Raw genomic sequence first — 15042 nt, 5'->3', positions numbered from 1 at the left:
TTTAATAAATTCAAAAAATATCTCTAACACCATTCGCCATGAAGAGGATATCCTTGTTCTGGTTATGCATGTTGCTGGCCGGACAAACAATATATGCGCAATCTCCAATATTTACATATGGTTCCGGTTGGTTATACCTTGATAACGGTACTGATCAGGGTACTGCCTGGCGGTCGCTTTCTTACAATGATAGTTCCTGGAAAACCGGGAATGGTAAATTCGGTTATGGGCTCAGCGGGTTAACGACCATAGTAAGTTATGGCCCCAATCCCAGTCAGAAATACATTACCACTTACTTCCGGAAAAAAATAAATATCACCAACCCTGCCAACTTCACGTCTTTTGCAGCCGGTGTTTTGAGAGACGATGGCATAGTGGTGTATGTGAATGGCGTGGAAGTTTACCGAAATAAAATGCCCACCGGCAGCATAAACTATTTGACGTTCGGTAAAGACGCCGAGGATAATGGCTCGGTTACCCAGGCATTTACTATTAATAAAACCGCTTTTGTGAGTGGCAATAATGTGATCGCCGTCGAGATACATCAGAAAACGGTCACCAATGCCGACCTGGCTTTCGATATGCAATTGTCGGGGAATGGCGCCATAATAGATCTTACGCCACCCATTGTTACCAGCATCCGGCGGCAGGTTCCTGCATCTCAGTTGACCAGCGATACAACCGTTACTTTCCGCTCCACTTTTTCAGAGAAAGTAAGAGGCGTGGATACTGGCGATTTCATCCTGACCACGGTTTCCGGAACTGCAAGCGGTGTGCTGGCTGAAAGTGCCGTGGTTGGAACGGATAGCCTTACGTATGATATAACGGTCAATAATATCCTGGGTAACGGTACTTTGCGGTTAGATCTGAAGGGGAGCGGGACCGGCATTACAGACACGGCAGACAATGAGATGACCACTGGTTTTACCAATGGGGAAACTTATTTTATTGAGCAAAGTGGCGCGCCCATAGTAACGAGCATTAACCGGCAATTACCCGCCAGCGAACAAACTGATACCAACGCGGTAACGTTTCGTGTTGTTTTTTCCAAAAAAGTAAAAGGGGTGGATGCCGCAGATTTCAACACCTTTACTTCGGGGGGCAACGTGCGGGGAACATTGACCAAAGTGGGGCTCACGGCCATTAACTCCTCACTGCCCGATGCAGTGAAAATGGTGGGTACAGATAGCACCACCTACGATGTTACGGTAAGGGCAATAGCCGGAAGCGGTACCATTCGGTTAGACGTGAAGGACCACAATACAGGCATTACGGATGCTGCCGGGACCGCGCTTGCCGGTGGATTTACCAATGGACAAACTTATACAGTTAATATTACTCCTTCCCTGGGCTTTAGTTCCTTCCAGGACATTACTCCGATGAATATTGGCAGTGCAACCAGGGTAACACCACAGGCTAAAGTATGGAACTATGCAGGGAAATGGTGGGCCGTTTTAACTAATTCGGACGGAACAAAGGTTTTTCGGCTGGATGGCTCCGTATGGACAGATGTATTAACGCTTGTGAGTGCTACCAACTCCAGGGCCGATTGCCGTGTAGTGGGCAACCTGGCTCATGTATTGCTGCTCAGGGGCGCTGGCAGTGCTTCTTATTTCATTTCTTTGGAATATGACCCTGCTTTACAACGCTATAAACGCTGGACACAAAGAACATCGACAGTAAACATCGTTTTTGAGTCGGGAAACACAACGGCTACGCTGGATATTGATTCTACCAGCAGGATCTGGATTGCGTCTAACAGTAATGGTAATATGCTGGTGCGTTGGAGCGATCCTCCTTATTCAACTTTTAGTGCTCCAATAACCATAGCGTCTGGAGCTACAAACAATGATATTTGTGCGGTGACTGCGTTACCTGGAAGGATCGGAGTACTATGGTCGAATCAGAACACCCGGTTGTTTGGCTTTAAAACGCATGTTGACGGCGCCAGCCCCACCACATGGTCGGCAGATGAGGCGCCTGCTTCTCAATCGGCCCTGAATGTAGGCGATGGAATGGGCGATTTTCAAATGAATTTAGTGGCTGCCAGTGACAGTACTTTGTACTGTGCGGTAAAAACAGCTTATGATAAAAATGGCTATCCTACCATAGCGTTATTGGTGCGCCGCCCGAACAATACCTGGGATAATCTCCATCCGGTCACTTCATCAAAGGAAGGCGACAGGCCGTTTGTCGTTCTGAATGAGGCAGCCGGTAAAGTAAAGGTTTTTTACACTACCCACCTCTCCAATGAAGATGGTTCCCGCAGCGGGGATATTATGTACAGGGAATCATCCACGGCCACCATTTCATTCGGTGCTCCGGTCACCTTCATGAGCGGGAACGGGATCAATAGCCTTATATATACCAGCAGCACCCATCAAACATACAATCCTTCCATTGTGGTCATTACCACGAATGAATCCTTAAACCCGAGTAAGGCATTAGGCGTATTGGCCACCGATCCGGTTCCGCCTGAGAACCTTGCAAGGGCGGCGTCATCTCCTGTGTTGCCAATGGCTTTACCGGATAATGAAATGAATGGGGACAGCTATAAAGTAAAATGGCTGGTGCGCCCGAATCCGTTTGCGGGCAATGCCATCGTTGATTTTAGCCTTCCACTGTCTGGCAGGTATAGTATAATGCTATACGACAGCAAGGGAAGCATGATCAGGGTGATCAGGCAGGCGTACGCTGAAGCCGGTGTACGCAACATAATTAGTTTCGACGGTTCCTGCCTGGCCGCGGGACTCTACCTGGTAAAGATCCAAACAGAATGGCAGGTGCAGACAATGAAATTGCTTAAGAAGTAAACCAGGGCAATGAGGCATAAAGGCAATGAGGCATAAAGGCAACGAGGCATAAAGGTAACAAGGCAACGAGGAAGAACCCAACTATAAAATATGAACTATTAAGCGTAAAAATTTTAAAAAGTATGTAACTATGAAATTAACAACCAAACAAGCTGCAGAGATCTTCTCCTCCTCATTCCTGGTTACCGGCGGGGCCGGTTTTATCGGATCGCACATCGCTGAATTTTTATTGACTGCCGGCGCGCGCAAAGTTCGCGTATTGGATAACCTGGCAACAGGCCATTTTCGCAACATCGCGCCAACTGCCAATCATCCCCGGTTCGAATTTATGAAGGGCGATATCCGTGATGTGGATGTTTGTAAAGCTGCCTGCAAAGGAATGGATTATGTGTTTCACCTGGCAGCGTTAGGGGCCGTTTCAGGATCAATAAATGATTCCCAGACTGTCAATAACGTCAATACTTCAGGTTTTTTAAACATGTTGTTGGTGGCCCAGGAAGCCAAAGTAAAACGCTTTGTGTATGCTTCCGGTTGCCCCATTTACGGCGATATGAACCAGTTGCCCAAGACAGGAAGCGCGCCTTATGCAGCTAATAAATATGTCAATGAACTATATGCAGATGTATTCGCAAGGATCTACGGCATGGAAACCATCGGCCTGCGGTATTTCAATGTGTTTGGTCAGCGGCACGACCCTCAAAGCGAATATGCATCGGTGATCCCAAAATATGTGATGCAATTGATCAGGTATGAATCGCCGGTTATCAATGAAGCTGACGGGTTCTCTTACGGGTTCAATTATGTTGAAAATGTGGTGGATGCAAATATGCTGGCCGCTCTTACAACCGATCCTGAAGCAGTAAACCAGGTGTATAATATTGCTTTTGAAGAAAACACTTCTTTATATCAACTCGCCGGCTACCTGAAAGAATATTTGAGTGCCTTTGATGAACGCATTGCCCGTATAGAGATTGTTGATGGAGTTAATAATAATGGCAGCCACCCGCAGCATCCGGTTGTGTTTGCAGAAAAAGCAAAGGAGCTATTGGGCTATCAGCCTCGCTATTCATTGCAGATGGGCCTGCTGAAGTCAACAAGCTGGTATTGGGCATACCTGCCGCAATTTGAAGAAGAGGCGGCAGAAAGAGAACATCGGAAATTAGAAATAACGAATTCAATATCGTTTAGTTAATGGGGCCTCGGCCCTGAGCGAAGTCGAAGGGTCATTTTTCATTCTTCATTTTTCATTTATGTTATCGCGACGTCTTTCTATCTGGCCTACATTGCCACTCAACGTTTATTTCCGGGAATCGTCATCGTGGCTTCCTTATCCGCTGAGTGACTCCGGATGCCGGGTATTTTCCCGGGCACGCCATGCTATCTGGAATGCCTGCCGAACCCTGGGACTGGGAAGTAAGGATATTGTGCTGGTGCCGGCGTATCATCATGGCTGTGAGATCGAGGCATTATTGCAGGCAGGTGTAAGTATCCGTTATTACGAAGTGACGGAATTGTTGGAACCTGATCCCGTAAGCCTGCAATCCCTGCTCACACCCAATGTGCGGGTGTTATACATCATTCACTATCTTGGCTTTCCCCAGAATGCTGTACGATGGCGCCAATGGTGCGATGAGCGCAACCTGTTGCTTTTTGAAGATGCGGCCCAGGCATTTCTCGCTGAAATAAATAACCGGCCGGTTGGCACATTTGGCCATGTGGGTGTTTTTTGCTTATATAAAACGTATGGTGTACCCGATGGTGGCGCTGTGACCATGAAAGCGCCGCCTGCCCGGCCAACAGCTGCACTGCAGTCGGGCCGATGGCGTGTTTTTAAACGACACGTTAATTGGGTAGCAGAACGCTCAGGCGTTATAGGTTCGCTTCATCTTGGCATTAAGCCCATGGTGAAATTGCTGAAGAAAAAGAACCACAACCCGCATAAAGAGTTTGAACTGGGCGACCCCTTCACGCCACCTTCAGCCATGACCATGCGCTTGCTTTCAAAGCTAGTAGATAGAACAACTGCCGAACGGCGTAGAGAGAATTACAGGTTTTTACTAGACCATCACCGGCACCTGGTGCCTCGTCCGTTCTTATCGCTGCCCGAGGGCGCCTGTCCTTTTGCATTTCCTATAGAATCAAATAATGCCGATGATGTGCTCAAAAAATTACGCCGCTTTGGCATTGAAGGCCTTCTTTTTTGGCGGAACGCGCATCCCTCGCTTCCTGCCAATGATTTCCCCCTGAGCATGGCATTCAGGAACCGGGTATTTGCCGTACCGGTTCACCAGGAATTGACCCAATCTGAACTGTATCAAATTGCAGAAGCGGTACACCTGTCCACTATACAGGTAAAACACAAGAACCAAATCGCAAGAACCAAATAACAAAAGTAAAAACAAGTCATTGGAGTTTAAAAACTGTATTTGTTTGGAGCTTGAGTTTTGAGATTTGGGATTTCATATTGGAGCTTGGTATTTGAATTTTGGAATTTAAAATAGATCCATTGACAACATCAGTTACTAAAATTAAAACCACAACCACTTTTTATCAGGGTGGTACCACCTCAACTGAGGTACTGGTGGGGGAGAAAGTATTAAAGCTGCTTGAAGATCCCCGGTTCATTAACGAATGGGACCAACTCTGTAACGCCTGTACCTGGGCTACCGTGTTTCAAAGTCCTGCTTTTGTGGCAACGTGGTATCGTTTATATGGAGCTGCATTTCTTCCCATCCTGATCAAAGCCGAACAGGCCGGAAAATTAACGGGATTGCTTACGCTGGTAAAAGATAAAAATGGACTGATAACCGGAGCCGGCCTGAACCAGGCCGAATACCAGGTATGGCTTACTGCAGACGCTTCAGATGAAACTTTTATCAGGAACGCATTGCATGCCCTCAACCGGTGCTTCCCTCGAAATAAGGTCCTGCTCAAATATATCCCTGCAGGCGTTTCACTGGGCTTCACCAAAAAGGACCCAAACTGGAACAAACGATGTTTTGTAAAAGTATCGCCACAGCCATTGATGATCATTAACGATGATCATCTTACCAGTGAATTGAGAAAGAAGAACAGAAAGGAAAAGATCAACAGGCTGAAAAGGCTGGGCGCATTAAAGTTTGAACGGATCGTCGATTATCAGGCATTCGTTGGTGTCTTTGATGAATTGGCGCTGCAATCTGATTTCAGAAAAGGCGCTTTATACAATAAAGTGGTTTTTGAAACCGATGCATTAAGAAAGCCATTTTTGCTGGCTTTGTTCGAGCAAAACAGGTTACATGCAACTGTTTTAAAGATCAACGATAAAATAATTGCTTCCAATGTTAGTTTTTGGGGAAACGGACAGCTTCATTTGCAGGGCATCAATTCCTTTGATGCAACGTATGCCCGGTATTCGCCCGGTATTATTCATTTTTTGATGCTTGGCAAATTGCTGGCAGAAGAAGGCGTGGCCATTTTTGATCTTACACCCGGCGCAGATGCTTATAAAGAAATACTGGCAACGGATCATGCAGAGGCCTATACACTTAGTATTGGTAATAGCTTTCACCGCTTTACAAACAGGTTACATGCAGGGCTGAACCGTAATTTCAAAAAAGCCGCCGCCGTTATTGGCATAAAACCAGACGCATTAAAAAAACAGAAGCGGACAATTGAACTTTATAAGGAAAAATACAGGTATGTGGCCAGGCAGGGATTTACTTCCCTGTTTGCCAGTTTCTTTGATCATTTAAAAAGGCAAAGAAAGACTACGATATGCTGGGTCGTTCAAAAGAATAGTTCGGGTTCAACGGCCGGCTTATTGCACATTCAAAAAGACAATCTTCGGCACCTGCTCGATTTTGACAAACGGGATATCAGGTACAGCCGGCAGGAGTTTTTAGCCGATGCCATGACTCGCCTGGAAGAAGGAGCGCATTGTTATACCTGGGCTGAGGATGGACGGCTGTTGGGGTGTGCATGGCTGGCAAGCGAGCAATCCCCAATGGATAAATACAATACAGAAGGGTTTATCATTTCTTTGTCCGGGGTTTATTGTCATTCAAAAGGCCTCAGGCAGTTCTCCGCTTTTCTACAATCGATAGCGAATGAACTGGCAATTGATAACCCCCATGATAAATTCTATATAGTTACTGACTGTAATGACCCGGCGTTTACCAAGGCCGGTTTTCAACGATTGAAGTGACCAACCAAAACTGAAAATAATAAATGTGACTTTATGAATATTGCTGTAGATCACGAAAACGAATTACATGAGCCTCCGGTTCCCGAATTAAAAAATAAAACACCGATAGAGGCCGGAACCAAACCCAACGACGGTTATTCCATTGAGGTAGTTACCGGACCTGCCGTTATTACCTTTCTCAACGATCCCGGGGTTCAAAAAAGCTGGGACCTGCTTTTTGACTCCTGTTCCTGGGCCACTGTTTTTCAGGGCCGGCAATTTATAGCAGCCTGGTACCTGGCTTACAGTGAAGAACACTTGCCCATTCTTATTACAGCCGTAGAGAGAGGCCAGCTCAAGGGAGCGCTGCCGCTGGTTTTATTGAACTCCAAAGCAGATGATGAAGATGGCGCCGGTAAAGGAAAGATCACCGGGGCCGGACATTATGATGGGTTGTACCAGGCCTGGCTGACCAACCCTTCAGACGGCAATGTATTCATTAAAAAAGCTTTGGCTGAATGCATGAAAAAATTTCCGGGACATCCCATCTCATTGCGCTTCCTTCCACCCGGAACTCCGCTCAACTGGACAAAAGATGATAAACAATGGCGCCAATACAGTATAGTGCAACCCCATGCACGGCCATTGATACTTTTAAACGGCACGGAAGAAGAAAAAATATTTCAGCGAAGAAAACATTTCAAACACAAACTGAACCGGTTGAAAAGGGCCGGGGAAGTGAGTTTTGAAACCGTTCGGGACGTGGAAACTTTTAAAAGCAGCCTGCATGCAATGGCCATTATGTACGATTTTCGGCATAGTGCGCTGTTTAATAAAAATCCTTTCAATGAAGATCCGGTAAAGAAAGATTTTCTGCTGGAATTATTTCGCTTGCAACTGCTTCATGTAACCGTATTAAAAGTGGATGGGAAAATAATAGGGGGAATGGTTGCGGTTACAGATAAGGGCTGGGTGTCACTGGCTGCCATCAATTGCCATTCGCCTGTTAAAGCCAGGTGGCATTCGCCGGGTTTTTTACACTTTGTATTGGCGTCGAAACAATTTGAAGAAGAAGGCTTTCGCTATTTCGACCTTACGCCGGGGTATGATGCATATAAAGAAGAACTGGCCAATGGGCATGATGAAGTAATAGAACTGGTGATCAGCAGCGAGTTTACTTTCCGGATAAAAAGAAAAATAAAAAAATGGCTCCATGGCCGCTTCATTGCGTCGGGCATCAGGCCTATGACGGTAGAGCTTAACATAAAAAGATACCTCTACCTTATGCGGCGCCGGACTGCCATGTCGGTAATAAAAATACTGGCCAAACGCTTCCATAAAAAAAGAAAACCACAACTTTACCAGGTGCCATCCTATACGTTACCAACTCCTGCGAAAATATCGTTGCATAAAGACAACCTGACCGATCTTATGCAATACAACTTCGGCAGAGGAACTGATGCAACGAAATGGGAATTCCTGGGAGATGCCATGTTCCGCCTGGAGAGAAGCCAGCATTGTTATACATGGATCGAAAATGGCCGGTTGATGGGTTGTGCCTGGTTCGGTTACCCGGAACCTTCAAATGAAAAAAAAGAGAATAACAACCCGGAAGCTGGTAATACGATCGAATTCCAACATATTTATTGTCATTCGGCAGCAAAGGACCGGTTGAGTGATTTTTTAAAGGGAGTGATAGATGCTGCAGTAAATAAAGAAGGAAAAAATCGTATTCTCACCAGTGACCCATTGTTAAGCCAGGCGCTGGAAGCAGCGGGGTTCTCAAATATGCTGGTTTGTCAATGACAAAGTGCTGTAACAATAAGATATATGTTACCAGTTGCCAGTTACCAGGAATACAGATTCCTTTTTGCCAGCATTGGGTGACGGAAACATAAATCAGTGATTACAAATTTCAAACCCGGGACCCGGGAACCGGCAACTGATCTTAATTGGCCAAGAGTATTTCTTCACTCAACATGACCTGTCATATCTGCATACTCCGCATGTTCATCGCCAATTTTTATAGCATCAAAATATAAAACTCTTTTGCTGGCTTTGGTAACAGTTGAACCGTTCCAGTCAGCTTTGTAAATGCCCAGTTTAAATTTAGGGGTATGATATATACCTGAGTTAAGCTCGTACATGTTGGCGCCGGAACGGGTAACTAATTTTTTGCCATCGCGCCAGATCTCAACCAGGCCATCCTCCTGGGATGAATGCTTTACATGCACCACATAATACTGCCATACATTCCTTTCTATGGCGCCGAGGTCTATCCATTTTTTACTGTTGGCACGGGGAACTATACGAAGTTTTATGCGATCGGCTTTTGTTCTGAAGCATAAGGAAGGCGTAGCCTTGCCGCCCTGGTGCCATTGGCAGATCACTTCATCGCTGGTATCAGGCTCAAAATTGTTGGTTGGGAAAAATACTGCAAATGCATACCATCGCTCTGGTTTAATTGTATTATCTGTTCCGGGAAATGCGATCTCGGCCCTTGTTCCATTACTGTTTTCAGGGTCACTATCTCTTAATTCAAATCGGGCCGCTTTCTTTCCTTCGTAAACCGGGGTTTCCACTGTTTGTAAGCCATAGGGTGTTGCTGTTTGTATTTTTAAAAAAGAAGGGAAGGAATTATTTTCTTCAAAATTGACATGGTAAAGGATATGGGCCAGTTTCGTTTGAGCCAAAAGGTTGGCATTGCCGGAAAAATTTTCTTTATGGCTGTAAACCATTGTTCCTGATAATAAGACCGATGCTAGTATGATTTTTTTTTGGGTGATCACATTGGCTTGTTTTGGTTATGCTCAACGCCCAACGCTTAACGCCGAATGCCAATACAATATATGAAAAAAAAAGGGCTTTTGCATTTCGCGTTTCGCGTTCAGCGTTTAGCATTCAGCGTAGCAAAAAAAAAGGCGGCCCGCCAACGCGGAACCGCCCTCTTATCATTAACAATAACCCTCAACTAATTTTTGATAGTGAAAGTAATTGTCTTAGCCGTGCCAACTGTTCCTTTCAGGTCATCATCTGTGTAAGGAGTAGCTTTTAAGGTATACGTTCCCAAAGCAGGTGGGTTCCAGTTACCATAATAGTAATTGCCATTTCCATCATCTCCATGCAATGCATAAGGCGCCTTGTTATCATAAGAGGTTTTGCTTTGCAGGCCACTTAACTCAAACTTTACGCTTCCCAGGGTAGCAGGATTTGTATTTGCTCGGATGTTGCATTTGGTAATTCCCAGTGCGCTCAGGCTAATGGTTTGCCCATCAGTAATAGTGATCACATCCTTTTCTGTTGCCGAGTTAACCAAAGTAAAGCTCACCACACTCTGTCCGGAAGTGGTAGGCGAAGTCGGCGTAGGGGTAGGGGTAGGTTCTGTTGGTGTTGGGGCAGGTTCAGTTGGTGTGGTTGTTGTACCGCCAGAAGGCACCATATCATTATAAGTAGCATTTTCGTTGCCAATTTTTATGTCATCGAAATAAAGCACCCTGATCTTGGTATCGGTAGTACCGCTGCCATTCCAGTTCGATTTGTAAATACCCAGTTTCATGTTTGGCATGTGATAGGTGCTTCCTACGGTATACGCATTAGCGCCCGATTTGGTGAAGACCTTTACACCATCGATCCAGAACTCCAATAAACCATCTGAACCGGAAGAGTGTTTCGCATGCAATATATACGTATGCCATTTGTCTTTGAGGAAAGGTCCAAGATCGGTCCATGTTCCCAACACTCTGATCCAAAGATGATCTCTTCTTACACGCAGGCAAAGAGCCGGAGTAGCGCCGCCGCCCTGGTGGAATTGGGTGATCACATCGTCATCAGAATCGTATTGGAACTGGGCGCTGGGTACATACAACGCATAGGAATACCAGCGGTGCATGTTGGTAGCGTCGGGATAAGAAAATTCGGCCCTTGTACCACTCTGCACTTCAGGGTCTGTATCCCTTAATTCAAAACGAACTGATTTGGTACCGTTGTAGTACTGAGCTGTTGAAGCGGTAAGGCCATAAGAAGTAGCTACATGTTGCTTCGGATAGGTACTGAAGCTCGATAGATCGGCCGTCTCATTGTAAATAAGATTACCAATTGCTCTTGTAGAAACAGACAATGTTGTGTCTTCTACCATGTTGTTTTCAGCGGACGGTTCCATAACTCCTTTTTTGCAGGAGTAAATTGAGGCCAGTAATAAGGATACGGCGAGCACGCGCTGATTCTTACGAAAGAAGTTTCCTGTTTTACGCATTTTAGATGTTTTCATTTTAGGTTATTAATTAATGAACGTTTAAATACAGCATCTCACTTTGCCGCCATGGCTAACATAACATTCATGCACAAGGGTTCCCCGATCGCATCACAAGGCTGTTTTAAAACCGGTGATGCGTTAACCATGATGGCATATAGGATAAACTCTCAAACGGGGAAATAAACTAGCTGTAGATAAGGCTTTTTCATAAGGATAATGATAACAGGATAATTAGTAATCACACTGCTTCATTTTTTCGTAATGACAGGGTACTCAAACAGCTTTGAATTTGTGCGTATTCAAACCTGTTCCGGGAATTATTGGCTATGCAATACTTCTAATTTGCCCCACGGCAGTTGGTACAATTCGGTACTATAACTTCCCTGAGGAAATTTTATATAGTGCTGTAACCGTACAAATGTGTTGCAGTGAAAAATGAATGACCGTGCAGATGAGACCGTTTTCGAAGGCGCGAAAATGTATTTGGGCGCGCCATTACGAGGACAGGTACGGATTTCTTTTTTCCAGCCTTTGGTTGAAGTATCAACCAGATCCCGGTTGCAAATAAAGATGCATCCCGGAATAGTTTCCTTTGTGTGGTAGTGTTCATCACAGGGATATTTACGTTTTCTAAAAGAGTATTTCGCCGTATTTTTTGCAAATATGTTGCCAGAAATGAATATGAGAAAGAAGCAATGTTTGTGATTAGTAAATTTTCCATAAAGCAGGCTAAGGGTTTATGCTTATCGAAAATTACCTATTTACTGGTTCACAGAAAGATAGAAAAATTGAAAAAAAATGAAGCGGGGGCGATATAAGTGTATAGCAAACGTTTGTAGGTATATAATAAACTAAAACGTGCCACACCGCAAAGGTGTGGCACGTTTATCTGCTGATCGCCATCAGGATTTTTATTTGGAGTTGTTCTAATACGGTGCTGTAACTAATTTATATACCTTGCCGGTGCTGCCCTGGGGGCCAGGCATGGAAGATACGGCGAGGTATATTTCACCATGATCGTCTTCCCCGAAACCTCTTAAATAATAACCTAAATTATCGGGATGGCCTTTCAACGAAATTTCTTCATAAGACCACTGATTTCCTGTGCTGAATTGCGGCGTTGCTATAAAAAGTTCTCCATCGGCTGTTGTAGGTGTTTGCGAAAAGGTGCCAAAAATATATTTACCCTGCCATTTTTTAATTTTATCGCCGCGGTAAACATGACCCCCTATAATTGTAGTTGCTTTGCCTCCCAATGGGTTTTGCCAGTTGTTGATCTCTATGACCGGATCAAGCAATTGCTTGCCTCTGTTATCAACGGAAGGACATGATGCTAATTCCTTCGAGCTATCAGTTGTGCTGAAGCAATGGAAACCTTCCTTTACATTCCATCCATAATTGCCGCCTTTATTTACGACATTCACTTCTTCCCACAAAACCTGGCCTGCGTCAGCCACAATTAACTGATGCTCTTCTGCTCTATCAAATGACATGCGGTAAGGGTTACGAAATCCAAAGGCAAAGATCTCATCTAAACCCGGTTTACCTACAAACGGATTACTGGCAGGTATGCCATAAGGGTTACCGGCATCTACATCGATGCGTAAAATTTTACCAAAGAAATTGGCTTCAATATTCTGCGCGTTGCCACCGGTATTAACGGTATACCAATCGTCAACATGCCCCGGCCCTGCATCATTAGCGCCGCCACCGTCGCCAATGGAAATGTATAAATAATGGTCATGGCCAAACACCAGGGTGCCGCCATTGTGATTGAATTGCGGATCGTCCCATTCTAGCAGCACTTTTTCTGAGCTCATATCTGCTCTGAGCACTTCCGGTAAAACTTTGAATTCTGAAATGCGGCTGAGGTTATTCCAGGTACCGCCGGGAATTGGACCGCCTGCACGGGGAGGCAACTGATAATAGACAAAAAAGCGACCGTTCGCTTTGAATTCGGGGTGCAAGACAAAACCTAATAAACCACGCTCATCAAACGCAGGATTAAGGGTTACCAGTTTGCTGCTTATGTCGAGGAAAGGGGTAGGGCGCTTATAACCATTTCTATCAATGACCCACACTTTCCCGATCTGATCAACTACATATCGGCGTTCGCTGTTGTGTGAAGATACAACCTGGATGGGCGAGACAAAGTCCTCGGCTATCAGTTGCATCTCTACAGTACTAAGATCAGGAGCGTAATTTTTTTGACAGCTCTGCAATAATATGATGCTTAGAAATACGATTGTGCTCAGTTTGGTAAATGCAGGGATAGCATGGCTGGTAAAAGAGGGGCGATTGAATCTCATAACGCGTAATTTAAATGGTTGAAATAATTCGAACAGGCAAAACACAACAATCCGTAAAAGCATTACAGTATTACATCGCTTCGGGAATGCTGGCATTCATGCGGGATATTGTTTCAACTTTAAAGACGTGTTTTTTAGGATAAATCAAAACGGGAAGGTGTTTCTGAGGATATTCTTTTTGTATGAACGACCGAATCAGGCGGAAAAATACAAGGGGAAATAATGATGATTTACATCAGGAGTTTTAAGAGTAATGGTACTTGAAAGTTACAACAGTTTCTTCGTTTATAGACCAAGTTATGAAGAAAAAAGTTGCTTGATTATAAACATATGCAGGGCTGAATTTATGCACAATATTTTTTGTGCGCTACAGCAAAAGATGATAGGAATTTATTGAGGGACCAAGCTGACTCATTCAAAACTGACCGTCGCCGGTTCGGTTTACCGAAGCGACAGGATGAAAATATTAATGTGATTTTCCCTTGCCGGTTTCATCCAGGGCAACTCTTAAACCTTTGGCAAGTTGTTCGGCATTTCCCACGCCCCAATAATGCAGGAAGAAAATGCGGGGCTTTTCGTATACCATATGGTTATGCACAGCTACTACTTCAATCCCGTTTTCAACCAGTGCTTTAATAACAGGTTCTACTTCATTTTCCAGCATGGTAAAATCGCCACATACGGCTGCTTTTTCCGGTGAGCCCTGCCAGGCCGCCCAGGTATTAAAACCTAAGAAAGTGCTTACCGGTATACCATGTTCCTGCAACTGTACATCAGGACGGCCAATGGTGTATTTATACACGCCTTTGGCCATTTCTCCTTTTGATCCAATAATAGAATCCAGCATGGCGATATTGAGCATATTTTTAACACTGTCTGCTTTGCCTGCTTTGGGGTCTTTGCCTCTTACAGCTTTTACTTTTTCAAATATTGCCCTTACATTGGCTGCCAGCTTATCTATTGTTCCTTTGCCATCAATGTGCATGTACATCACATTAGGCCTGTTTCTTATAAAATGATTATGGATTGCCGTTACAGTTAAACCCTGATTTATCACTTCCTGTTGCACCGGCCGCAGGTCGGTTTCTGTTACTATTATGTCGCCCATTACCATAGCAGTATCTCCGCAAGGTGTAAAGGCGGCCCAGCTACCCAAACCCATAGGCGGAATAATTTTAAAACCATCAACTACAACATTCAGATCGTTTTGCGGAACAGTGATCTTGTATTCACCATTTTTCTCAGCACCTTTCATGCCGGTGATCTGCTCAATCTTTTGAATATCTAACTTGCTGCTGCCGGGCGGACATGAAATAGTATCGGTTTTTGATTCGCCTTTTACAAGTGTACTTTCCTTTACAGAAGAATTATTACAGGCTGCAAGAAAACAGAATATGCTGATCGCTAAAAAGGCGTTTTGTTTCATTATTATCAATTTTCAATTGTAAGATACAATTCATAGGCCTGCTAAGCTAAAAAAGAAATTTTGGAGAAATACTGTTC

The 15042-nt window shown here is 44.6% G+C and carries 9 protein-coding genes; 5 read left to right on the top strand and 4 right to left on the bottom strand.

Annotated features, from left to right (window positions below; genetic code table 11):
* Nucleotides 1-38: 38 nt before the first annotated feature.
* The 5 genes from FAM09_RS12635 (at nt 39) to FAM09_RS12615 (ending at nt 8784) form a co-directional block, all read left to right on the top strand.
* On the top strand, nt 39-2813 hold the full coding sequence (locus tag FAM09_RS12635) for a T9SS type A sorting domain-containing protein (protein ID WP_136577482.1): 2775 nt from the start codon (nt 39-41) through the stop codon (nt 2811-2813).
* Between the two features lie 130 nt (nt 2814-2943).
* The gene (locus tag FAM09_RS12630; RefSeq protein WP_136577481.1) at nt 2944-4005 is read left to right on the top strand and encodes an NAD-dependent epimerase/dehydratase family protein; all 1062 of its coding nucleotides are present in this window, start codon (nt 2944-2946) and stop codon (nt 4003-4005) included.
* Nucleotides 4006-4063: 58 nt separating this feature from the next.
* A complete protein-coding gene (locus FAM09_RS12625) occupies nt 4064-5200 on the top strand; it encodes a DegT/DnrJ/EryC1/StrS family aminotransferase (RefSeq protein ID WP_136577480.1) in 1137 nt (378 codons plus the stop codon).
* Between the two features lie 119 nt (nt 5201-5319).
* Nucleotides 5320-6999, top strand: a complete 1680-nt coding sequence (locus FAM09_RS12620) for a GNAT family N-acetyltransferase (protein WP_136577479.1) — start codon at nt 5320-5322, stop codon at nt 6997-6999.
* Nucleotides 7000-7032: 33 nt separating this feature from the next.
* Nucleotides 7033-8784 carry a GNAT family N-acetyltransferase gene (locus FAM09_RS12615; protein WP_136577478.1) on the top strand — a complete coding sequence of 584 codons (1752 nt, stop codon included), beginning with the start codon at nt 7033-7035 and terminating at the stop codon, nt 8782-8784.
* Between the two features lie 164 nt (nt 8785-8948).
* Here FAM09_RS12615 and FAM09_RS12610 read toward each other — a convergent pair whose 3' ends face one another.
* The 4 genes from FAM09_RS12610 to FAM09_RS12595 form a co-directional block, all read right to left on the bottom strand.
* Nucleotides 8949-9767 carry a polysaccharide lyase gene (locus FAM09_RS12610; RefSeq protein WP_136577477.1) on the bottom strand — a complete coding sequence of 273 codons (819 nt, stop codon included), beginning with the start codon at nt 9765-9767 and terminating at the stop codon, nt 8949-8951.
* Nucleotides 9768-9949: 182 nt separating this feature from the next.
* Nucleotides 9950-11245, bottom strand: a complete 1296-nt coding sequence (locus FAM09_RS12605; protein ID WP_136577476.1) for a polysaccharide lyase — start codon at nt 11243-11245, stop codon at nt 9950-9952.
* A gap of 911 nt (nt 11246-12156) precedes the next feature.
* Nucleotides 12157-13539: a PQQ-dependent sugar dehydrogenase gene (locus FAM09_RS12600; protein ID WP_166437119.1), complete on the bottom strand. Its 1383-nt coding sequence runs from the start codon at nt 13537-13539 to the stop codon at nt 12157-12159.
* A gap of 466 nt (nt 13540-14005) precedes the next feature.
* On the bottom strand, nt 14006-14965 hold the full coding sequence (locus tag FAM09_RS12595; RefSeq protein WP_136577474.1) for a DUF1259 domain-containing protein: 960 nt from the start codon (nt 14963-14965) through the stop codon (nt 14006-14008).
* Nucleotides 14966-15042: the final 77 nt, after the last annotated feature.

The sequence above is a fragment of the Niastella caeni genome, assembly GCF_004834005.1.
GTDB classification, from domain to species: domain Bacteria; phylum Bacteroidota; class Bacteroidia; order Chitinophagales; family Chitinophagaceae; genus Niastella; species Niastella caeni.
This window is presented reverse-complemented; position numbering and strand designations above follow the sequence as displayed.